Genomic DNA, 20,915 nt, shown 5'->3' with positions numbered 1-20,915 from the left:
CTTCCGGGACCGTGACCGTATATTCTTCCGCAGCCTTCGGGCGCACATCGCCAGCACCGATGCGCTTTTCGGCATGGCCATAGGCTTCTGCCAGCTTGCGGCTGGATGCTTCCAGATCCAGGGAGCCGTCCTCCTTCTTGACCTGGTATTTCTCGGGGATGAAGGGCTGATCGACTTCGCCGCCCGCAGATGCAGCACCAGCGGCGAGAACGCTGGCCGCTCCTGCACCCGCATCACCTGCAGCGCCAGCCCCTGCGCCCTGGCCTGCACCAGCATCTGCGCCACCTGCTGCGCCGCCCGTGGCCCCGCCGGCACCGCCACCACCATCACCTGCTTCTTGCATGAAGACATACCAGTTTCTCCGGGTGAGTTGCATGTTTTCTCCTGTTAAATGAAAGTTAAGGAAGCGTGTGCGCCATCGCGCCGGATGCTGTAAAGCGTCGATGGGCCTCGTCGGAAGGGTGCGTACCGTCTTGCGTCATTCTGGCGGCCTGCAAATACGCGGTGCCACCTGATACCGCCGTGAGGGCGTTCCATGCCGTTGTCCCGTCTGTGGTCAGCAGGACAGATGTGGCCGAGTTGTTGTACCGCATAATGAGGGTTGCGTTTCCACCGCTGGCGGCCACGCCGAGGACTCGCACTTTTTTGAAGTCATCATCAATAGTGAACGCGGCCGATGCAGAATTCAGAACGTTGGAGCCAACGCTACAAACGACATCGGTAACAGTGCGGCCACCGCCCTCGGTGAGCCAAGTATTAGCGTCTTCCGCTGAGCGGTACGCCGCTGTCGAGATTGATGCAGTGACGCCTGCAATCTGGTTTTTGCGCAGCGCGCTATTCACGGCTTTCACATACCCGGCTTGTGTTGCGTTGAAAGTTTGCCCCGCAACGGTCGCCCAAAAATCGCTGCTAAGGGCTTGCGCAGGGGTGATTTCAGAGTGGTAATACTTCTTCCCGCTAAACAAGGCTGCGATAGTGGCGATGTTGGCGATCAATTGAGATGCCGTCTGGCCGAAAAATATATCGTTGTAGCCATAATTGTCGTAGATTCGCGTCGGTTTCAACAGCGCGATCATAGCGAGGCGTTTGGCGTTGCTTCCCACGAAATACATTGCCCGGTCGCTGCCTACCGACAAGTTAGAGCATGCCATTTTAGCCATGACGGCACGAGAGAAGATACCGCAACCGCGCATGTTATCAATGGTGTCGCTACTTCCATTGGCGATGGAGTCGCCCAATATGACGGCGCTCTCTTGCGTAGTCATCGCAAGGATTCCAGCTGGGTAATACATTGCGTTGGTGGCACTATTAACGGTGCCGCCCATCGTCTGGTCAGTTGCGCCAGCAGCTTGGTACCCATCGCGACCATTAGGCAAACATGAGAGATTTGCTGAAGTAATGGTGCCAGAAGCATTCTGGTAAAACGCGCGTACCCAAAACTCTGCATCACGCGGAATGACGATGGAAGGATCTGCGTCAGGAATCAAGTTCGCGCCATCCGCAGCAGTCCCAACCACCGCCCCACTAAACTTGAGCTGCTTGTAAGTGCCCGCTGGGAACTCAATCGATGCCGTAATGGTCGCCGGGCCGCCAGGCGTTGCTTCAGTGGTCGCGTTCCCACCATTAAGAAACCAATTCGGGAAGATCGGCTGTGGAGCCACGATGTTGTCCTTTGCCACGTGGCTGCTCCGGGACATAGTAGCGAATACAGTCGACGAAAATGCAGTTGGTAACCTGCCACGATCAGTAACGTTACCAAGGTATGGTGCAAATGGCCCTCCGTTTTTGACGGTCGGCTGTATGGGCTGCACCGTCCAGCCATCAGGCCCAAGAGTTGCATCGATAGGCATTCAGCCCTCCTCGTTTTCATGTACGCCGTTGGCGCGGTTGATCTGAGCGACGATGTACTCAAGCACGCGGCGCGAGCCGTCGCGGTGATAGGTCTGCAGCACGGCATCGATGCCACCCTGCACGACGGCCGGCCGCGCAAAGACTTGGGTCAGCTTCTCCAAGATGGCGGCGCCTACCTTGTGGTCCTCGAAAATCAGCTTGAAGTCAGCTGGGGTCGGCTCATGGGGTTCGCGGTTGCTCATCGGGTGGCCTGCTGCATGGCAATGGGTACTGTCTTCTGGGCCAGCTCATGCTGCTGTTGCTGCTGCTGGGCCTGCTGTTGCGCCTGGGCGCGCTGCTCGCGCAGCTGGGTCACGGCCTCGGGTGGGCGAGATATCGAGGCTGGCGCGCCCCGGCCTTCCATGATCTGGCGGGCGGCCTCGTCCATGTCCACGGTGTCCAGCACAGTCGGATCCACGGCGGCAATGGCGTTGATCGAGGCCAAGGACGATTCGATGGCGGTGACCTCCTCCAGCTTCTGGCTCTTGGCCATGGGCGAGTTGAACACCACGGTGATGGTGCGCTGGGCAAGCGACTGCGGCGGTCGGCCCAGAACACCGGCGCGCAGGGCTAGGCCGAAGCAGCGGGCCACCATCGGGCCGTACCACTCCGGCTGCAGGCGGCCGAAGATCGGTCCCAGCACCTGGCGGATCTGCTGTACGCGGAGCTGGAACTCGGTGGCAGAGCGCACCGGGCTATCGATGGGCGGCAGCTGGTCGGCCATCAGGATCTTGCGGATCGAGGCCTGCAGCGCTTCCTTCTTGGTGAACGACAGATTGAAGTTCGCGCCCGAGGCCAGCGGCTTCATGCTGTCCACCGAGTTGGCCACAATGATCTTGCGCGGGCCGATCTTCACGGTGCGCGGGTTGAGCACGCCATCGTCCTCGGCAATCCACATGCCCGAGATTGCGATATCGGCGTTCATGTCCTCCAGGTACACCAGGCGGTTGAGCTGCTTCACGTCCGGCATGGCGCGGTACATCGGGCCGACCGGATAGACCGTGCCCGGCAGCTTGGAATAGCGCGGCGCCCAGAACGGGCACTCATGAAAGCCGGATTCCTTCACCACGGCCTTGCTGTCCATCTCCACATGGATAGAGGCGAACGGCAGATTCTTGGCCGTGATGCCGGCCTGGTCGGCACTGCTGCGCGGGTAGATCGACCACACGAACTTGAATTTCTCGTCCGGGTTGCCGTTGTTCTCCATGCACTTGCGGATCTTCTCGCTGACGTTGGACTCTCCGAACTTGTTGAACGCCTGCTCAGCGGTCAGGCAGTACTCATGCACCAGGATGTCGGGCGCGCCACCGGGCTTGGATGCGGCGATGTAGCTAGTGGCCATGGGCAGCAGTTGGAAGTGGTAACCGCCCTCTTCCGGCGAGTCGCAGAACATCACAAACCAGCCGGCCGCGACCAGGTCCAGGCATGCGTCGATGCCCTCGGAATCGTAGTTGGATGCGTGGATGTTGTGCCAGATCAGCTGCGCAGCAGCGTCCAGCCAGCGCTTTTCCTCGTCGGTGTCGTTGCCGGTGGACAGGCCGACCCAGCGGGAATTGCTGGGCGTGCCACCGGTCATGATCGAGGCGGCGAGGATCTGGCCCGAGTCGGTGGCCGTGGAATCGAACAGGCGGGCGCGTTTGGCGGCCAGGGCGGCACCGTCGCTCTGCTCCCCGTAGAAGCCGTCGCCGCGCTCCGGGAATGAATAGTCGTAACCATCCTTCCAATTCTGCTCATAGATGGAGCGCGCCGACCGCATCGACTCCCGGCGCCGGATGATGGCTGAAGCTCGATCCATGGCTTAGAACGCTCCCAGTTTGCCCTGGCCCGAGGCAAGCACGGACATGGCCGCGCCGCTGCCGGTACTGGCTGCGCCGCTGGTGGTATTGCCGGCACCGCTGGCCAGAACGGTCTGCGCCTGCCGGGCTTTGTAGTTGGCCGCCAGCTTGGCATTGCTGGCCTGGCGCGCCGCATCGGTCGCTGCCTGGCGCTCCGCTGCTGGATCGACCGTTGGTGCCGGGCTGCCGCCCCCTCCGCCGCACATGGATCAGCCCTTGTCGTTCTGGGTGATCTTCTCGGGCACCAGCCAGCCTTCGGCGGTCTGGATCGGACGCTTCAGCGTGGAAACGTCGACCTGAGAGGCGCGCAGGTGCGTGAAATCGCTGCGGCCGCCGGGACCGGGACGCAGTGAGCCGGGCTTCTTGGCTGCATCAGCCTGGGCATCGGACTTGGCCAGCGCTGCCTTGAGCTCGGCCAGCTCGGCATCCCTGGCGTCCAGCTGGGCCTGCAGCGCATCGAGGTCCACCACGGTGGCGCCTTCGCCGCCGGCTGCCGGATCGTCAGCCGCCTGGATCTGCTCGCCATCCTGGCCAGCATCATCGCCAGCAGCACCCTGCTCCAGCGCGGTGGATTGGTCATCTGCGGGCGCAGCGGCCTCGCCGGGAACTTGGACTTTGGTGACTTTGGTCTTGGCCATACTGGGCTCCTTGAACGTTGATCGGTGGTGATAACGTCCGGAGTATCCGGCTGGGCGGGGGTCGGAATCCCGACTATCGGCGGGACTGGAATGCAGAGGGCATGCGTCGCTCCACGGGCAGCTGTTCGCGCTTCTGGCCGGTGACATCGGTCCAGAGCTGGATAAGGCGCTCACCGTCGAAGTGCTTGGGCTCGGCACCATCCTTCCAGCCCAGCAGCGTGGTCTTGGGGATGTGCAGCTGGCTTTCGATGCGGTACATGCTCCAGGCGGCGCGTTTCAGGTCAGCGAAGACGTTGAACCAATCGATGCGGACCTCGGGGGCGGGATAGGCCGGCAGCGGTGGCCGTGGCCTGGGGATGCGCTTGGGCGTAGGGAGGGCGTCACTGCTGGCCCCGGGAAAATCGAGTGGCAGCTGTGTGATGGGCTTAGGTGGGATGGGTGCTGTCATATCCTTTCGTTGTTGAGGTTACAATCGCCAAACGCGCGCGTGCGCGAGAATCCAATCCCTCAAAGCGCCCGAGCAAGCCCTCGGCGCGAAAGGTTGTAGTCGGCAAAGCGCTTGCAGCTGTCGTCAAACCAGAGCGGGATACGACCTTCCCAGTCGCCATTGCGGGACTTGTCGCAGATCAGCAATGCGTCTGCTTCGCTGTCCTTGACCTCTTTCCCGTCAGCGCGGTCCCGCTCCTTTTTCTTGTTGCGCCAGACGATCAGGACGTTGTCGACCAAGTCCGAGATCGAGCCGGCGCCGCTGATATCGAGGCGCGTCGGAATCTTTTCGTCGCCCTCGCCTTTCTTCATGTGCACGACCAGGTGAATATGGATGTTCAAGTCCCGGGCCAGGACAGTCAGCATGTTCACGAAATCTTTCTGGCCGCCGTAGTTGTCCCATCCGGATACGCACTTCATGAGCGAGTCGACGGCAAAGTGCTGGATGCCCAGCTTGTCGGCACAGTACCGGATCACCGCGCGCAGGCGTTTGGCATCGATGTCGCCCTGCTGGTCGTAGACGTACAGGGTTTTTTCCGTCCGCGCTAAAAAGGCGTCGACCTCGTCACGCCGTGGCCATGTCTTGCCGGTGCTCTGCCGGATGATCCGGGAGCCTGTCTTGCGCGGCTTCATTTCGAAACTGGCGATGCAGCATTTGATGCTCTGTTCGGCCAGGATGGCCAGGACCTGGCCTTGCAGCATCGACTTGCCACTGCCGTTGAAGCCGGCCCAGACGGTGACCTCCCCGGGTGCAAAGTACAGCCAGAAATTCGCGAAGGGCATACGCGGGTGCTTCGGCGCCTGGTGGTTATCCGGCGTCAATTCCTCGGCAATTTCCTCGGCGTACATCGACATGCTGCGAACCTTCTGCTGCGGGTCGGTCTCGCGTTCATACTCGGAAAAATCAATGTTGTCCAACGTCAGAATTTCCATGCTTTCCATCCTTCAAAATTTTTAAAAATCAACATGTCGGCGGTACAGGCAACAACTGTGTTCGGTTCTTGTTCTTCGATCGCATCCAAAAGCCCATACAAGGATTCATCAGCGGCAGTCGCATGTACATGCACAGAAAGCTGATGCAGAAACCGCAGATCAAGGGGGCCATTCAATTCCCCACGTTCGATAAACACCTGTGGGAAAAATCCATGCCGCAGACCGTTCTCCGGTTCGTCGTAGCGATTTGTCGCCCCGGTGAATGTGTCGACCAGGTTGACGAAAACAGCCTCAGGTTTGCGACGATGGCGCCTGGCCGCCAAGATCTGTTGATGCCCTCTCATACCTCAATCCGTCGCGAATGGGTTGTGCCCTGCATCGGCGCTCCCGTGGTACATGCCTTCCAGCGTCTTGGCAAAGCCGCTGGGCGAAAACAGGAAATCGAGGCCGGCACGGAAAGGCTTCTTGCCATCACGGCCAGGAACGCCGCCCGTCAGGAAGTCTGATTTGGCGCAGTACCCGAAGAACAATCGCCAAGCTTCCAGGCCCGCAGTCTTGGTCTCGTAGCCGAACGGCGAAGCTTCCAACAAGGCCGCTTCAGTCCATCGCGCACGGATCGATTTTTTCCGCGCTTCGGTGACCTGCAAAACCTTCGGATTTTTCGGTAAAAGTTCGTGGTACAAGTTGACCAAAGAATCGACCGGGCAGAGCTTCACGTCATCGCCAGATGACGAAGAGGTTTTCTTTTGTTTATTTTCTTTTGGAAGGTTTTCTTTTGTGTGTACCGAATCGGTACCACCGACCTGTACCGAATCGGTACCAGTAGCGCACCGAATCGGTACATGTACTGAATTGGTACCAGGGTGTACTGAATCGGTACCAGCAGCTTCCAGCAATGGCGCGGCTTCAAGCGGGTATGAAGATGCCACAGGGGTGAAATTTCCTTCAATCTCGTCACCATTGGGCACCTGTACCGAATCGGTACCACCCTGTACCAAATTGGTACCAGAAAAACTGCCCTTAAAAAGGTCTTGGTTGATCCACAGCCGATGGTTTTTTTGGATGCCGATGACCGATCCAAATCGGCCCGTCGTTTTGGTGATGATGTTTCTGCTGGCAAGACTTCCGAGGGTCGCGGTGACATGCGAACGAGCCATGTTGCACAATGCGGCGATCTGGCTGGCCGACATGTCGTCAGTCTTTTTTCCATACCCATAGGTCTTCCTGATGATCGCGAATATCACCGTCTGTTCGCGTAACGAGAAGCCGAAAGCCAAGATGGCTTCCAGCAGCTCATTAGCGATCCTGGTGAAGCCGTCTTCGACCTGGGGGTTGTTCTGTGCTCGAGGCATTTAACCGGCCTTCGGTTCCGATGAGTTGGCTGCAGCGGCCGCTTGCTCGAGCCATTGGATCAGCAATGGAATCTGCTGGGGATGAACCCGGACGATGTCTTGTGCTTCGCTGTTTTCGCGGTTCTGCGCGATCCAGACATCACCTGCGTCTGCGAAGACTTCGAACTGTTTTGCGGTGGCCATACGAGCCTTTCAGCGAGCCAGATTGAAGGGTCGAGGCATGATGCGGTGGGCTCGTATCACCACATCTCGGCTGCGCAGCCGCTGCCTCGTTTGAAGGGCGGGAAACCCCAACCGTGCTAGATTTCAGCTTCCACACTTAAATCGAAACGGAGGGGATTTCCCATGGCAAACTTTTTCATTTCCTACGATCTGATGGCGCCAGGCCAGCACTACGACCGAGTGACCGAGGCTGTAAAAGCGTGCGGTAACTGGGCAAGAATCGAGTACTCACTTTTCTACGTATCCAGCAACCTCCCGCTCGCAGATATCACCACTCGCGTCTGGAATGCCATGGACTCCAACGACAAACTGATTGTGATTGACGCGTCACACAACAACGCCGAAACACGCAATGTCAGTCCAGATGTCCTGCAGTTCATGAAGGACCACTGGAACAACTAACCCTTTTGCATGCGGAGATCCCATGAACGAATCACTCGACATGCAAAAAATAAAAATGCAGCTCACTGTTCAGAGTGGTCTTCTTCACGCCCTGTGTGTGGCGTTAAGTGCAGTGCAACGCGATACCGCACTGGCAGTGTTCCGAGCAGTGACTGAAGACGCGCACTCTTCTCTACAGAAGTCAGGCGTAGACGAGGAAGCTCTCGACTTCTACGCAGAACTCTGTACTTCGCTCGAAGACGCGCTGCAGAGGCATCAACCGTCCTGACGGGAAGCCACAAGCCGGCAATAGCTTTCATTCGCCCTCCTCGGCGCCGCCGGCCAGTTCAATCTCGGAAAGGTAGTCGGTGACCGGGCGTAATGTTTCAGGCCGCATTCGCAACTGGCGGTCGCGCTCAATCGCGGCCACTCTCTTCTTCTGTTCTTCATTCAGACGCGCGGCCTCTTCCTGGGCGCGCTCTTTCGTCATGCCCGTCGATACGATAGTCATCACAGCACAGCCAGGTGTGGGGTAGCAGACGGCGTAGGAACCGTCGCGCATGGGGCCGAGGGGGGTGTGGGTGAGCATGGCTTGATACCCTATGCCACCGACTTCATACGGTTCTCCGAAAACATTGTGGAGCAATCCGTCGGCGTCACCCTTCCATTGGAGACGCGCTGCAACTCAAGCGAGTAATCCAAGGTCACCCGGGTGACGCCGCATTCCCACTGGCTGACCAGACTTGGTGAGGCCGGCGGGGTTAGCAGTTCTCCTAGACGTTTCTGGGAGAGTTTTTCCTGTCTTCGATATTCGTCCAGACGCATCATGACCTCGCCAATTTAACAGTAAAGCTATTTATTTTTATAATAGCACCACTGTTTGAAAAAAACCAGCAACCCTATTATGGTGAAACCATGAGCAAAAAAATGTCCGCAGAACAATTGGAAGATGCAGCGCGCCTGAGAGCAATTTTTGATGGGCGCAAGCGGGAGGACCGTTCCTGGACTCAGGAACGGCTTGCACAAGAATGTGGATGGAAAACTCAATCGGCCGCGCAACAATATTTGAATGGACTAGTGCCATTGAATCTTGACGCGCTCATCAAATTTTCTTTGGCCCTCGACGTGCCGGTTACCGATATAAGCCCGTCTCTCGGCGCAAAAATACTAGCAGTGCGATCTTTGCCTGGCTTGGCCAGCAGCATCTCACCTCAAGCGCAAGCCGTCGCTGCGGCGTTCGATAAGCTCGACACCCCCGCGAAGAAGGCGGCCGTCATAGCTCAACTGGAAGCGTTCAACGTGCTATGAAATTTAAGGTAGAAAGTTCGTATGCCCAATCAGCCACCCCAATCAACCACTCCATTTCCTTCGGATTTTTCGCTTGAGAAATACAGTACGGTTTCATCGTTTACAATTGTTGATTGGGCCGTCAATCTAAAGAGGAGGTCATATTGTCGATTTCTTCTCGGAGACGATTGGGAAGAGCCTCCTCCGCTTTTCAATTCGCTATTTCCAAATCACAAAGAAGAATTGCGCCAGCAGGCAGTCTCCTTTAGTGAGAATTTGATCTCCTTTCCAGTAGAGTCAACAGAGGAGCTGCAATCGGATTTCTGGGGCGCATCTCAGGGCAAGCATGTGACTGATTTCACGATGACCGACTATTGCATCTATGCGACAGACCTAGAAAAAGAAGATGGCGATCCTCCAAACGAGCTTGATCGGTACGTCCAAATTTACCGGAAGAACGAGTTCGATTACGATGAAAAACCTATTGAACTCGAAAAGCCACTGTGGAGAGCCTTTCAAGAGGCAGGTCTGTACGCAGAACCCCGTGTACTCGTAAAGATTGATCTGGAGGGTGCGGAAGAAGCCATCATTTCAGATTTCGTGATGTGGTTGAAAGAAACGAGGCGGGCGTTTGGTCTCCATACACCTCGCACCCCTGGGAAATTGCCATCAGCTCAGGAGTTTCAGGAGTGGGCCCAGATGATGATTCTGCCGTATCTGGATTTAACTCTGTGGGCACAGGCTCATGGTGTCGAACTCACGCAACATGCCATAGGCTCGGCATTATTCCCAGACGAATATGATGTGAATCTTGCGGAACGTATTCGTAAGGTTACGAAACCGCGCGCCCTAAGAGTAAGTACTGAAAGCTACGTGCGCGCACTGCTTTCTTTGGCTGCAGCATCTTTAACGGAACCAAAAACCTGAAAATTGATTCCGGAACCCAAATGAACAACTAGGGGGCCGGAGCGTATTCGTGTCCAAGCCAATACGGAATATTATTTAGCAGCTCTCATCCCTCGACCGCCCTCCGCCTGTTCGGCACACTTCGGGTCATTCCTTCTCACAGTCATCTATAAAGATTTTTTGCGGGCCACATAAATAACAGTAACACTATTGACATAGTATAACAGTAACACTAATATTTAATGGCGCGCACGATGATTAACTGGGATTGATTCAGGAATTTACAAATACCGAAGGGTCAGCAAATGAGAACGAAAGTCCATAGTTCAACATGTGCACCGGACGCAAGCACGTCCGCCGTCAAGGTGGTAGCGACCGACGCCACCACCGCCCCACAAGCGGCGCGTCCCAAAGATGCAGGCTATCTGGCCCACATGGCAACTCAGCTCGTCTCGCAGTTGGAAATCCTGCATACGTTTGCGATGCAGAATGAAGAGGCTTGCAAGAGTGTGATGGTCGGCGCTATTGGAGCAGCTTGGGACGCAGCAGCCAATCTGAGCCGCGAGCTCGACGTACTGGAGGCTGCAGAATGAGCGCCCTCATCCACATCAAAGACGGCGAGCCGGTCACCACCTCGCTGGCCATCGCGGAAGGCACGCAGACTCAGCACAAGAACGTGATGGAGTTGGTGCGCAGCTACTCCGAAGATCTGGGCCGATTCGGAAGGGTCGCGTTCGAAACGCAACCCTTTGAAACAGCCGGCGGCACGCAACAGCGTGAAGTTGCCCTGCTCAATGAGCAGCAGTCCGCCCTCGTGATTGCCTACATGCGCAATAGCGAAATCGTGCGCCAGTTCAAGATCGCTCTGATCAAGGGTTTCTTCGACATGCGTGCCCAGCTCTCGGCGCAGAACTCTCTTGCGGAGTTGCCGCCCGAGCAGCGTGCTCTGGTTGCCTTGATGGTCGACAACGCTCGAATAAAGGCCCAGCAGCAGGAGATTGTCGCCACACAGGAATCTCACACTGAGAGCATCAAGCGCCTGGAGGTCAAACAATCTGCCTTCGAGGATGGTGCCAGCTACTTCACCGTCATCGGCTATGGCGCCATGCACGGCATCAAGATCGATCACGCGACAGCAATCCGCGTCGGCCGGCGCGCTGGTGAACTGAGCAAACGCCAAGGCATCCCGATCGGCAAGGTCCGCGATGTGCGTTTCGGCCAGGTCAACTCGTACCACGAAAGCATGCTGGACGCCGCATTCATCGAAATGGGGAATGCAAAATGAGTCGCTCACAACACCTCTCCGGCGTGCCGGACCTGCAGTCGGCCATCACACAGATGCGCGCCGCGTTGGAAAATCTCGACCCCACCGCGCCGATCACGCCGGGAAACACCAGGCTGCTGGACGATTTGCTCCCTGTGATCGCCCGGGCCCTCCCCGGCACGCTGAATATCGTCATCACCGGTGAGCGTGCCAAGCGCTTCCATTGGGCACTCAGTGACATGACCGATATCAACGTCTCGCTCGAATCTTCGGCTGCGACGTTCCCCGATCATCATCCCCTCGAGCCAGGCCAAATCCATCCTGCCATTGCGGTTGAAGCATTTTCGGCTGGCATGTCCAAGCGACTTGATCTGCTGCAGGCGATCCTTGCGAACGAGGAAAAGCCAGAGGTCGCCAATGGCCGCTGATCGTGCCACCAACTTACCCAAGTGCCTGCCGGCAGAAGGGCGTGCGGCATGAGCGATACCAACCAACTCCGGCAGGCCGTTAAGCTGATGCTTGACGTGATGCCGAACTCGCCCATTTTCAGCGCCGTCCAGGTCAATGACTTGATCGTTGATATGGAGGGTGCTGCCGCCAAACCTTTCGACCTGGAATCGCCCCTCACCGGGCTCGTGGCCGGCGTGGTGCTGACCCAAGAGCAGGTCAACTCAGTCCGCCACCTGGTTGACTCTGCCGCCAATGATGGCCGCCATAGGGAACGCAGCCTGGCGACGGGAGCTCTTCACTGCGCCAAGTGCGGCTTGCACGCGACTCTCATCGGGAAGGCTTACCAGCAGGCCAAGGAAGAGGGTTGCCCGAACGGCTGCGGCCCGCTCTGGCCGCTCACCTGGGAGCAGCACGTCCAGAAGCTGGAGGCGCGCGTCGCGGAACTGGAATCTTCACTTAACGCAAACCCCATTGCGTTAAGCAGGCCTGACACAAATCGCCCACCGCGCGGATGAAGCGCAATGAACGACGAAACCGCTCTCACGCTGCGCGAGGCAGCGAATCGCCTGAAGCTGTCCTACAGCACGGTCTTCGCCATGCGCGAACACATTGGATTCCGCCTGCCGGGGTCGCGCGTGTGGCGCGTCTGGCCCTCCCGCCTTGCAGAACTCAGCGAGAAACGCAACAATGTGACCCGGCTACCGCTGCGGGTTGCAGGAGAAAACAATTGCCAATCCGCAAAAATCCCTCTTCCGGTATCTGGTGGATTGATATCCGCGCGCCAGGCGTCCCGCGAATTAGACGCTCTTCTGGCACGACGGACAAACAAGCCGCGCAAGAACTCCACGACCGAGTAAAGGCCGACCTGTGGCGTTCCACCAAGCTGGGCGAGGAACCTGATCACACCTTTGACGAAGCCGCACTGGGCATGCTGAAACTAGCGGAAGGCCAGAGCGACTATGAATCAAAAGTGAGGCACGTGCAGTATTGGCGCGCCGCCCTTGGGGCTTCGACACCGATCCGCTCTTTAACCGCCGGCAACATCCTCCAGAAGCTGCCAACGCACACCACGCACAAGCACCGCAAGGCCAAGCCCGTATCGGCCGCCACGAAGAATCGGTACCTGGCCACCATCAAGCGGATTTTGACGCTGGCCACAGAGTGGGGCTGGATCAGCCGCCCGCCGAAACTGAGCAAGTTCCAGGAACCAGACAAGCGGGTACGCTTCGAATCCAAGCCAGTCATCAAGGCTCTGATCGACGCGATTTCCATTGAATGGATGCGCGACATTGCGCTTGTGGCGGTGACCACCGGCATGCGTGCGGACGAACTACTTTCTTTGGAACCGAAGAACGTAGATCTGCCGAACCGCAATGCCTGGGTGATCGCTGAAGAGGCAAAGTCCGGATATGCCAGGGCGGTACCGCTCAATGCCGACGCACTTGCAGTGATTGCGCGCCGGCTGGAAACGGCACAGCAGTATGTTTTCGAGCGGGCACAGAAGGACGGCAAACCCGCCAAAATCAGCCAGATCGATGACAGGTGTTTCAAGCGGGCTTGCGCCGCGGTGCAGATCACGGACTTTCGATTTCACGATCTTCGCCACACCTGGGCATCGTGGCACGTCCAGGCCGGGACGCCCCTGCTGGCACTCAAAGAGCTGGGCGGATGGGAGACGTTGGACATGGTGCAGCGCTATGCCCACCTGGCTCCCTCCCACCTGGCGCACCACGCAGAAACGGTCACGTTTTGGTCACAGCAGGAGGCAGAAACAAAAACACCACTCCGAAGAGTGGTGTAAATGTCTGATTTCTCAGTGTTTTTTGGTGGCCCCCCCGTGAGTCGAACACGGCACCAACGGATTATGAGTCCGCTGCTCTAACCAAGCATGAGCTAGGGGGCCAAAAAATCAGCCGGCGATTTTAACATCTCGCCGGCCAATCCTGACTCACCCTTGAGATCAGTTCCCTTCCAGGAAGCTCTTGAGCTTGTCCGAACGCGAAGGATGGCGCAGCTTGCGCAGTGCCTTGGCTTCGATCTGGCGGATACGCTCGCGGGTCACGTCGAACTGCTTGCCCACTTCTTCCAGCGTATGGTCGGTCGACATCTCGATACCGAAACGCATGCGCAGCACCTTCGCTTCGCGCGGGGTCAGGGAATCCAGGATGTCCTTGACCACGTTGCGCATCGACGCATGCAGCGCCGCATCGGCCGGTGCCAGCGTGTTGTTGTCTTCGATGAAGTCGCCCAGATGCGAATCGTCGTCGTCACCGATCGGCGTTTCCATGGAGATCGGTTCCTTGGCGATCTTCATGATCTTGCGGATCTTGTCTTCCGGCATTTCCATCTTGATCGCCAAGGTCGCGGGATCAGGCTCGGCACCGGTCTCCTGCAAGATCTGACGCGAGATGCGGTTCATCTTGTTGATCGTTTCGATCATGTGCACCGGAATACGGATAGTGCGCGCCTGGTCAGCAATGGAGCGAGTGATGGCCTGACGGATCCACCAGGTCGCATAGGTCGAGAACTTGTAGCCGCGACGATATTCGAACTTGTCCACCGCCTTCATCAGACCGATGTTGCCTTCCTGGATCAGGTCCAGGAACTGCAGGCCACGGTTGGTGTACTTCTTGGCGATCGAGATCACCAGACGCAGGTTGGCCTCGGTCATTTCACGCTTGGCCATGCGCGCCTTCTTCTCGCCGGCGCCCATCTTCTTGTTGATCGCACGCAGATCCGGCAGCGGCAGTACCACGCGCGCCTGCAGGTCGATCAGCTTCTGCTGCAGCTCCTTGATGGCCGGCACGTTGCGGCTCAGCACGGCGCTGTAGTCATGGTTGGCGGCGACTTCGCCATCCACCCAGTCCAGGTTCACTTCATTGCCCGGGAACACCTTGATGAAGTGCGCACGCGGCATGTTGCACTTGTTGACGGCCACGTCCAGGATCTGACGTTCCACGGTACGCACTTCGTCCACCTGCGCACGCAAGGTGTCGCACAGCTTCTCGACGATCTTGGCGGTGAAGCGGATGCCCAGCAGCTCGTTGGAAATGATTTCCTGCGCCTTGACGTAAGGCTTGGAGTTGTAGCCTTCCTTCTCGAAAGCCTTGCGCATGTTCTCGAACTGGGTGCCGATGACGGCGAACTTGCCCAGCGCGTCGCGCTTCAACTGCTCCAGCTGTTCAGCGGAGAAACCGGCAGCACCCGAGCCGCTGCTCTCGTTTTCTTCTTCCTCTTCGTCTTCTTCCTCTTCTTCCTCTTCCTCGTCGTCCTCATCGGAGTCGGAAGAGGCAGCCTCGACCTGCTGTTCGCTCTCATTCGGATCAACCAGACCATCGACGATTTCGTCGACCTTGATCTCGTCCTTGGAGATGCGGTCCGCCGCAGCCAGGATCTCGGCGATCGTGGTCGGGCAGGCGGAGATGGCCTGGATCATGTCCTTGAGGCCATCTTCGATGCGCTTGGCGATTTCGATTTCGCCTTCGCGGGTCAGCAGTTCGACCGAGCCCATTTCACGCATGTACATGCGCACCGGGTCGGTGGTACGACCGAAGTCGGAATCGACGGTCGACAGCGCGGCTTCGGCTGCGGCTTCGGCGTCGTCATCGCTGGCGACGTTGGCCACGTTGTCCGACAGCAGCAACGTTTCTGCATCAGGAGCGTGCTCGTAGACCGAGATGCCCATGTCGCTGAAGGTGCCGATGATGCCTTCGATGGCTTCCGGGTCGACGATGTTTTCCGGGAGGTGGTCGTTGATTTCCGAGAAGGTCAGGAAACCACGCTCCTTGCCCAGCTTGATCAGGGTCTTCAACTTCTGGCGACGGCGTTCCAGCTCTTCTTCGCTGGCTTCGGTGTCGGAAGAGAAGGCGTCCTTCAACAGGGCCTTTTCCTTGGCCTTGCGATCCTTGGCCTTGGCCTTGTCGGCAGCCTTCAGTTCGGTGCGCTCGATGGTGTTCAGTGCTGCAACTTCATCACTCTCGGGCTGGAATTCCTTGGGCTTGCGACCACGGCGGCCCGGCACCTTGACGCTCGGCAGCACATAGCCGGACGTGTCGATGGCTGCCAGGGCAGCGGCATCAGTGGTTTGGCTTACGCTCGACGCGGCGGTCGCGCTGACGTCTTTGCCTTCGACCTGTGCAGCTTTGGTGGTCTTGGCGGTCTTGGTTTCGGGTTTCTTGGTGGTCACGGAAGTCTTCGTCGCTTTCACAGAAACCGCTTGTTCGGCGGCTTGAGGTAACTTGTTGGCTGGCGTTGCAGTCGCCTTGGGCGCTGCGGCGCGGGCCGGCTTGGCGGCAGCTGTCTTGACTGCCGTCTTTTTCGGCGTCGCTGCTGCTGCAGTCTTTGCCGTGGGTTTTACGGTGGTGACCGCTGCCTTCGCCGTCCCCTTGACGGGCGATGTGGCGGCTACCGCCCTGGAGGTCTTGGCCACGGCGGTGGATTTTACCGCCGTGGCCGTCTTGCTGCTCTTTGCCGACGCTGCTGGAGTTTTCGCGGGTTTCTTCATTGCATTTGCCATAGAATCAACTGCCAATTGAGAATTCACTCATTGCGCCAATCAAGTCATGCTAATGATGCAACTCCGGTACCGGTTGCCCGGTAGACTCCGGCTGCACGCGCAACGTTCCTTTTACCGGCGGGCCATTGATCGCGTGCAGCAGGCAGTCATGCCGCTTGCGATCCGGCAGCGATACCGCTCTCTGCCGTCCTTCCTCCCGATGCGCCGGGCTGAAGGCATGTCGCCGCAGGGTGGGGATGCAAGAGCCATCCGGCGGAACTAAAGCCCTATAGTATAGCACAGATGGGGCCCTTTTCCCGGGGATCAAGGCGGGATATTCGGCCATCCGCCAGCGATCCGGTGCGTAAATCACGACAATTTGCAGCGCTTTACCGTGTTTTCCACATCCGGGCATCTACTGCTCCTGCACACCCGTCAGACCTGGCCCCGCTGAACCTTTCGGGAATCCCTGCCTGCCCATCTCCTTCTTTCCACCTGCCGGTGAAGCTGCACTCAACCTGCCGCGACTGCGCCGCCGGTCTGGCGCTTGAGCCATTCCTTGCGCTGCATCAGCTCGCGATAACGATTGCGCTCTTCCTCGGTGCGCAGGTTGGAGGCCACCAGCATCTGCATCTCCTCATCAAGGGCGCGGATCCTGGCCTGGCGGATGGCGCCGGCCATCTCGGCCCGCACCACATCGAATTCGGATTCCGACTCGGCCGCGATTTCCGCGATCATCGAGTCGAACTCGGGACCACCCTCGCGCAGGTGCTCGACCAGCGCGGCAAAGTTGGCCTGCTCGCCCATGCTCTGGGCCACGCCGACCAGATGCGCGAGCATCTCGGCCTGGTCCGGCGCGATGCGGGCGATGGCCTCCAGCGCAGCCGCATCCAGATCGGCGGAGAGTTGTGGATGCGCCACAAGCAGTCGCATGATCTGACGCTCCAGCCCGAGCGGAGCGCTGCGCTTGCTGCGCGGCGGGGCACTGCGTACGCGCGCCACCGGTTTCTCCAGCTCGAACAGCACTTCCAGCTCGGCCGGCGTGGTCTGGGTGGCCTGGGCCACGCTGCGCACGATCTGCAGCCGCAATCCGGATGCCGGCAGAGCCTGCAAGAGCGGCTTGGCGGCAAACTGCGCGTGGGCGCGGCCTTCGGGCGTACGCAGGTCGTTTTCGCCGATGATTTCCTTGAGCAGGAACTGCGACAGCGGCAACGCCTCGCGAATCTGCTCTTCAAAGGCGGGCGCGCCCATCTCGCGCACGTAGCTGTCGGGGTCGTGCTCCTTGGGCAGGAACAGGAACTTGATGGTCTTGTTGTCCGAGGCGTGCGGCAGACAGGCTTCCAGTGCGCGGCGGGCGGCGCGGCGGCCGGCATTGTCGCCATCGAAGCTGAAGATCACCTGATCGGTCTGGCGCACCAGCTTCTGCACGTGGATGGGCGTACACGCCGTACCCAGCGTGGCCACGGCCTGCGGGAAACCCAGCTGAGCCAACGCCACCACATCCATGTAGCCTTCGGTGACCAGCACGTAACCGGCTTCGCGGATCGCCTGGCGCGCTTCGAACAGACCGTAGAGCTCGCTGCCCTTCTGGAACAGCGGCGTTTCGGGCGAGTTCAGGTACTTGGGTTCGCCACCATCCATCACGCGACCACCAAAGCCGATCACCTGGCCCTTGGTATTGCGGATGGGGAACATGATGCGACCACGGAAGCGGTCATAGCGCTTGCGATGACCGCCCCCTTCTTCGCTCTTGTCGATCACCAGGCCGGACTCGACCAGCACCTCGTTCTCGTAATCAGGAAAGACCTGACGCAGGCTGTCCCACTCGTCGGGCGAATAGCCCAGACCGAAGCGCGCGGCGATCTCGCCGGTCAGACCGCGCCCCTTCAGGTAGCCAATGGCAGGCTGGGCGCTACGCAACTGGTGACGATAGAAATCATTGGCGCGCGTCATCACGTCCGACAGCGCCATGCTCCTGGCCTGTTTTTCCTGACGCTGGGCCAGGGGGATGCTGTCCTCGCGCTCAGGGACCACCATGCCCACGTTCTGAGCCAGATCCTTGACCGCTTCCACGAAGCCCATGCCGGAATACTCGATCAGGAAACTGATCGCCGTCCCATGGGCACCGCAGCCGAAGCAGTGATAGAACTGCTTGGTCGGGCTGACGGTAAAGCTGGGGGATTTCTCGTTGTGGAAGGGGCACAGGCCCATGAAGTTGGCGCCGCCCTTCTTCAGTTGCACATAGCGACCGACCACGTCGACGATGTCGACGCGGTTCAACAGGTCCTGGATGAACGACTGAGGAATCACCTGGGCAGCAAGCTTGGCAACAACGCGACGAAGACGCTGCTCAAGAAGCCAGCGCGGCCTTGACCATCGCGGACACGGCGGTCATGTCAGCACGTCCGGCCAGCTTGGGCTTCAACACGCCCATGACCTTGCCCATGTCCTGCGGACCGGCAGCGCCGGTGGCGGCCACGGCGGCCTGGACTTCGGCCTTGATCTCGTCATCCGACAGGCTGGCCGGCATGTAGGTGGCCAGCACGGCCAGCTCGGCCTTCTCGACGTCAGCCAGATCCTGGCGACCACCCGCTTCGAACTGCGAAATGGAATCCTTGCGCTGCTTGACCATCTTGTCGATGATGGCCAGCACGTGAGCGTCGGTCAGTTCGACGCGTTCATCGACTTCCTTCTGCTTCATCGCGGCGGTCAAGAGGCGGATGGTGCCCAGCTTGCCCATGTCCTTGGCGCGCATGGCGGCCTTCATGTCTTCCGTGATCTGCTCTTTCAAACCCATGGGGTACTCCGAAGATGAGGTGGATGAGTATTCTGCGATCTGGCGCCATCCCGCATCCAGTATTCCGGGCGGCAACAAGGCAGCCCCGGTCTTAGGATCGTAGAACATGGATGGGCTTATCGCCAGCCCGATTTGGTGCTTTTCCTTCCTATTTGGGGGTACCCATAGGAAAAACCAGGCCAGCCGGCCGCCCGGAGAAAACACCACGACAAATCGGGAATAAATGCGAAAACCCGCTGCGGACCAACACCGGAGCGGGTTTACACATCGGCCGCACGAGTGTGCGGCGAGAAATTCTTAGTACAGCTTCTTCGGCAGCTGTTGGCTGCGGATACGCTTGTAGTGACGCTTCACGGCAGCTGCCAGCTTGCGCTTGCGCTCAGCGGTCGGCTTTTCGTAGAACTCGCGTGCGCGCAGTTCGGTCAGCAGACCGGTCTTCTCGATGGTGCGCTTGAAGCGACGCATTGCAACTTCGAACGGCTCGTTCTCTTTAACGCGAATAGTGGTCATGTAAATTCAAACCAAAAAGGTTAGGTTGGATTAGCAAAGAAAGCGATTGTAGCAGGACTGGCACCCGATTGGAAGGCCAAACGTGGCATTTTTTCCACCACCGTGGTAAAAAACGGATAAGAATCAGGCACTTATCACAGTCAAGATGATCCTTCACCTGAAGTCAAGGGCAAATGAAGAAACAAGTCAGACATCGGCCTTCCAGGCCCGGCTCATACCGCCGAACCCGCCGCCACACCTGAGGCCCAGGCCCACTGGAAATTGTAGCCGCCGAGCCAGCCGGTGACGTCCATGGCCTCGCCGATGAAATGCAGTCCCGGCACCTTGCTGGCCATCATGGTCTGCTGCGAGAGTTCACGGGTATCCACCCCGCCCAGCGTGACCTCGGCCTTGCGGTAGCCTTCCGAGCCGCTGGGCAGGATGACCCAGTGGTTCAGCGAACTACCCAGCTTCCTCAGGGATTTGTCGGGCATGTCGGCAATGCGCGCCCCGGCATCGAAGCCGTTGATCTTGAGCCAGCCCTCGGCCAGGCGATGGGGCAGCCATTGCGCCAGCAGATTGCCGAGGTTCTTCTTGAGCGTGCCCTTGCCATGGATCAGGAACTGGCCCACATCCAGCCCCGGCAAGAGGTTCAGCATCAGCGGCGTGCCGGGCTTCCAGTAACTGGAAATCTGCAGAATGGCCGGCCCCGACAAACCGCGATGGGTGAACAACAGGTCTTCCAGGAAATACCCGTTCTCCTTCTTCACGCCCGTCTCCACCGCCACTTCCAGCGCGATGCCGGCCAATTCGACAAGCGACTGCCAGGCCTTGCCGTCGAAGGTCAGCGGCACCAGGCCCGGACGGGTCTCGACCAGCTTCAGATCGAACTGACGGGCGATGCGATAAGCGAAGTCGGTCGCACCGATCTTGGGGATGGACAAGCCACCCGTGGCAATGACCAGACTCGCGGCCTGGATCTCGCCGGCGCTGGTGGCCACGCGGAACAGTTCGCCGGTCTTGCCCACCTCCTGCACCGTGCAGGGCATGCGCCAGCTGACGTTGCCCGCGTCGCATTCGGCCTTGAGCATGGCGATGATGTCCTCGGCGGAGTCATCGCAGAAGAGCTGCCCCTTGTGCTTCTCATGGAAGCCGATGCGATGGCGCTTGACCAGGCCGATGAAATCCTGCGGCGTATAACGCGACAAGGCGCTGCGACAGAAATGGGGATTCTGCGAGAGATAATGCTGCGGCCCCGCGCCCACATTGGTGAAATTGCAGCGGCCACCGCCGGAGATACGGATCTTCTCGGCCAGCTTGGCGGCGTGGTCGATCAGTACCACGCGCCGACCGCGCTGGCCCGCCACGGCGGCACACATCATGCCGGCCGCACCGGCGCCGATGATGGCGACATCAAAATGATTGGGATTGTTCTTGCTCATGCTCGCTCCGGCACGCATCTCGGTGCAGCCCGAGGTCGCTTCAAAGCC

28 protein-coding genes and 1 tRNA gene are annotated in these 20,915 nt (G+C 58.9%); 11 read left to right on the top strand and 18 right to left on the bottom strand.

What is annotated here, in order from left to right; genetic code table 11:
• The 11 genes from ACODSZ_RS09380 to ACODSZ_RS09330 all read right to left on the bottom strand — a co-directional run.
• A partial coding sequence (locus ACODSZ_RS09380; protein WP_488927458.1) for a hypothetical protein occupies positions 1 to 376 on the bottom strand: 376 nt, incomplete at its 3' end.
• A gap of 22 nt (positions 377 to 398) precedes the next feature.
• The gene (locus ACODSZ_RS09375; protein ID WP_488927457.1) at positions 399 to 1,679 is read right to left on the bottom strand and encodes a hypothetical protein; all 1,281 of its coding nucleotides are present in this window, start codon (positions 1,677 to 1,679) and stop codon (positions 399 to 401) included.
• 171 nt (positions 1,680 to 1,850) lie between these two features.
• Entirely contained in the window at positions 1,851 to 2,093 is a 243-nt protein-coding gene (locus ACODSZ_RS09370; protein WP_488927456.1) for a hypothetical protein, read from the bottom strand.
• The gene (locus ACODSZ_RS09365) at positions 2,090 to 3,685 is read right to left on the bottom strand and encodes a portal protein (RefSeq protein ID WP_488927455.1); all 1,596 of its coding nucleotides are present in this window, start codon (positions 3,683 to 3,685) and stop codon (positions 2,090 to 2,092) included. The genes ACODSZ_RS09370 and ACODSZ_RS09365 overlap by 4 nt, the downstream gene beginning before the upstream one ends.
• Positions 3,686 to 3,688: 3 nt before the next feature.
• On the bottom strand, positions 3,689 to 3,931 hold the full coding sequence (locus ACODSZ_RS09360) for a hypothetical protein (protein ID WP_241821771.1): 243 nt from the start codon (positions 3,929 to 3,931) through the stop codon (positions 3,689 to 3,691).
• Positions 3,932 to 3,934: 3 nt separating this feature from the next.
• Positions 3,935 to 4,363, bottom strand: a complete 429-nt coding sequence (locus ACODSZ_RS09355; protein ID WP_488927454.1) for a hypothetical protein — start codon at positions 4,361 to 4,363, stop codon at positions 3,935 to 3,937.
• Between the two features lie 73 nt (positions 4,364 to 4,436).
• Positions 4,437 to 4,811, bottom strand: a complete 375-nt coding sequence (locus ACODSZ_RS09350) for a hypothetical protein (RefSeq protein WP_488927453.1) — start codon at positions 4,809 to 4,811, stop codon at positions 4,437 to 4,439.
• Positions 4,812 to 4,870: 59 nt separating this feature from the next.
• Positions 4,871 to 5,782, bottom strand: a complete 912-nt coding sequence (locus tag ACODSZ_RS09345) for a DnaB-like helicase C-terminal domain-containing protein (RefSeq protein WP_488927452.1) — start codon at positions 5,780 to 5,782, stop codon at positions 4,871 to 4,873.
• A complete protein-coding gene (locus tag ACODSZ_RS09340; protein ID WP_488927451.1) occupies positions 5,770 to 6,126 on the bottom strand; it encodes a hypothetical protein in 357 nt (118 codons plus the stop codon). Before ACODSZ_RS09340 ends, ACODSZ_RS09345 begins: the two co-directional genes overlap by 13 nt.
• A 3-nt stretch (positions 6,127 to 6,129) precedes the next feature.
• A complete protein-coding gene (locus ACODSZ_RS09335; RefSeq protein ID WP_488927450.1) occupies positions 6,130 to 7,134 on the bottom strand; it encodes a replication protein in 1,005 nt (334 codons plus the stop codon).
• Positions 7,135 to 7,317, bottom strand: a complete 183-nt coding sequence (locus ACODSZ_RS09330) for a hypothetical protein (RefSeq protein ID WP_488927449.1) — start codon at positions 7,315 to 7,317, stop codon at positions 7,135 to 7,137.
• Positions 7,318 to 7,479: 162 nt separating this feature from the next.
• Between ACODSZ_RS09330 and ACODSZ_RS09325 the strand changes: the two genes are divergently transcribed.
• Both ACODSZ_RS09325 and ACODSZ_RS09320 read left to right on the top strand, forming a co-directional pair.
• Positions 7,480 to 7,758 carry a hypothetical protein gene (locus ACODSZ_RS09325; protein ID WP_488927448.1) on the top strand — a complete coding sequence of 93 codons (279 nt, stop codon included), beginning with the start codon at positions 7,480 to 7,482 and terminating at the stop codon, positions 7,756 to 7,758.
• A gap of 22 nt (positions 7,759 to 7,780) precedes the next feature.
• Positions 7,781 to 8,026 (top strand): hypothetical protein, encoded by a 246-nt coding sequence (locus ACODSZ_RS09320; RefSeq protein ID WP_488927447.1) that lies wholly within the window; start codon positions 7,781 to 7,783, stop codon positions 8,024 to 8,026.
• A gap of 27 nt (positions 8,027 to 8,053) precedes the next feature.
• On the opposite strand, the gene ACODSZ_RS09315 is transcribed toward ACODSZ_RS09320, so the two are convergent.
• Positions 8,054 to 8,326 carry a hypothetical protein gene (locus ACODSZ_RS09315; RefSeq protein WP_488927446.1) on the bottom strand — a complete coding sequence of 91 codons (273 nt, stop codon included), beginning with the start codon at positions 8,324 to 8,326 and terminating at the stop codon, positions 8,054 to 8,056.
• Positions 8,327 to 8,652: 326 nt separating this feature from the next.
• On the opposite strand from ACODSZ_RS09315, the gene ACODSZ_RS09310 reads away from it, so the two are divergent.
• From ACODSZ_RS09310 to ACODSZ_RS09275, 8 genes are all read left to right on the top strand, one after another.
• Positions 8,653 to 9,045, top strand: coding sequence for a helix-turn-helix domain-containing protein (locus ACODSZ_RS09310; RefSeq protein WP_488927445.1), 393 nt, complete (start codon positions 8,653 to 8,655; stop codon positions 9,043 to 9,045).
• Between the two features lie 21 nt (positions 9,046 to 9,066).
• Entirely contained in the window at positions 9,067 to 9,951 is an 885-nt protein-coding gene (locus ACODSZ_RS09305; protein WP_488927444.1) for a DUF6387 family protein, read from the top strand.
• A 284-nt stretch (positions 9,952 to 10,235) separates the two neighbouring features.
• The gene (locus ACODSZ_RS09300; protein ID WP_488927443.1) at positions 10,236 to 10,523 is read left to right on the top strand and encodes a hypothetical protein; all 288 of its coding nucleotides are present in this window, start codon (positions 10,236 to 10,238) and stop codon (positions 10,521 to 10,523) included.
• On the top strand, positions 10,520 to 11,215 hold the full coding sequence (locus ACODSZ_RS09295) for a Rha family transcriptional regulator (protein WP_488927442.1): 696 nt from the start codon (positions 10,520 to 10,522) through the stop codon (positions 11,213 to 11,215). Before ACODSZ_RS09300 ends, ACODSZ_RS09295 begins: the two co-directional genes overlap by 4 nt.
• Positions 11,212 to 11,622, top strand: a complete 411-nt coding sequence (locus tag ACODSZ_RS09290; protein WP_488927441.1) for a hypothetical protein — start codon at positions 11,212 to 11,214, stop codon at positions 11,620 to 11,622. Before ACODSZ_RS09295 ends, ACODSZ_RS09290 begins: the two co-directional genes overlap by 4 nt.
• Positions 11,623 to 11,670: 48 nt before the next feature.
• The gene (locus tag ACODSZ_RS09285) at positions 11,671 to 12,159 is read left to right on the top strand and encodes a hypothetical protein (protein ID WP_488927440.1); all 489 of its coding nucleotides are present in this window, start codon (positions 11,671 to 11,673) and stop codon (positions 12,157 to 12,159) included.
• Between the two features lie 6 nt (positions 12,160 to 12,165).
• Positions 12,166 to 12,501, top strand: a complete 336-nt coding sequence (locus tag ACODSZ_RS09280) for a hypothetical protein (RefSeq protein ID WP_488927465.1) — start codon at positions 12,166 to 12,168, stop codon at positions 12,499 to 12,501.
• Complete coding sequence (locus ACODSZ_RS09275) at positions 12,402 to 13,445, top strand: tyrosine-type recombinase/integrase (protein ID WP_488927464.1); 1,044 nt, start codon at positions 12,402 to 12,404, stop codon at positions 13,443 to 13,445. The genes ACODSZ_RS09280 and ACODSZ_RS09275 overlap by 100 nt, the downstream gene beginning before the upstream one ends.
• Positions 13,446 to 13,468: 23 nt before the next feature.
• Here the strand turns inward: ACODSZ_RS09275 and ACODSZ_RS09270 are convergent.
• A tRNA-Ile gene (locus ACODSZ_RS09270) sits at positions 13,469 to 13,547 on the bottom strand.
• 57 nt (positions 13,548 to 13,604) lie between these two features.
• Positions 13,605 to 15,830 (bottom strand): RNA polymerase sigma factor RpoD, encoded by a 2,226-nt coding sequence (gene rpoD / locus ACODSZ_RS09265; RefSeq protein ID WP_008325811.1) that lies wholly within the window; start codon positions 15,828 to 15,830, stop codon positions 13,605 to 13,607.
• Positions 15,831 to 15,930: 100 nt separating this feature from the next.
• Between rpoD and ACODSZ_RS09260 the strand changes: the two genes are divergently transcribed.
• Entirely contained in the window at positions 15,931 to 16,179 is a 249-nt protein-coding gene (locus ACODSZ_RS09260; RefSeq protein WP_488927439.1) for a hypothetical protein, read from the top strand.
• A 473-nt stretch (positions 16,180 to 16,652) separates the two neighbouring features.
• On the opposite strand, the gene dnaG is transcribed toward ACODSZ_RS09260, so the two are convergent.
• The 4 genes from dnaG to ACODSZ_RS09240 all read right to left on the bottom strand — a co-directional run bounded on the left by dnaG (position 16,653) and on the right by ACODSZ_RS09240 (position 20,867).
• Complete coding sequence (dnaG, locus tag ACODSZ_RS09255; protein WP_008325809.1) at positions 16,653 to 18,449, bottom strand: DNA primase; 1,797 nt, start codon at positions 18,447 to 18,449, stop codon at positions 16,653 to 16,655.
• A gap of 40 nt (positions 18,450 to 18,489) precedes the next feature.
• Positions 18,490 to 18,936: a GatB/YqeY domain-containing protein gene (locus ACODSZ_RS09250; protein WP_175342703.1), complete on the bottom strand. Its 447-nt coding sequence runs from the start codon at positions 18,934 to 18,936 to the stop codon at positions 18,490 to 18,492.
• Positions 18,937 to 19,233: 297 nt separating this feature from the next.
• Positions 19,234 to 19,446: a 30S ribosomal protein S21 gene (rpsU, locus tag ACODSZ_RS09245; RefSeq protein ID WP_006462949.1), complete on the bottom strand. Its 213-nt coding sequence runs from the start codon at positions 19,444 to 19,446 to the stop codon at positions 19,234 to 19,236.
• A gap of 212 nt (positions 19,447 to 19,658) precedes the next feature.
• Entirely contained in the window at positions 19,659 to 20,867 is a 1,209-nt protein-coding gene (locus tag ACODSZ_RS09240; RefSeq protein WP_241821793.1) for a BaiN/RdsA family NAD(P)/FAD-dependent oxidoreductase, read from the bottom strand.
• Positions 20,868 to 20,915 lie beyond the last annotated feature (48 nt).

This window comes from Herbaspirillum sp. FG34, from assembly GCF_057809315.1.
This window is presented reverse-complemented; position numbering and strand designations above follow the sequence as displayed.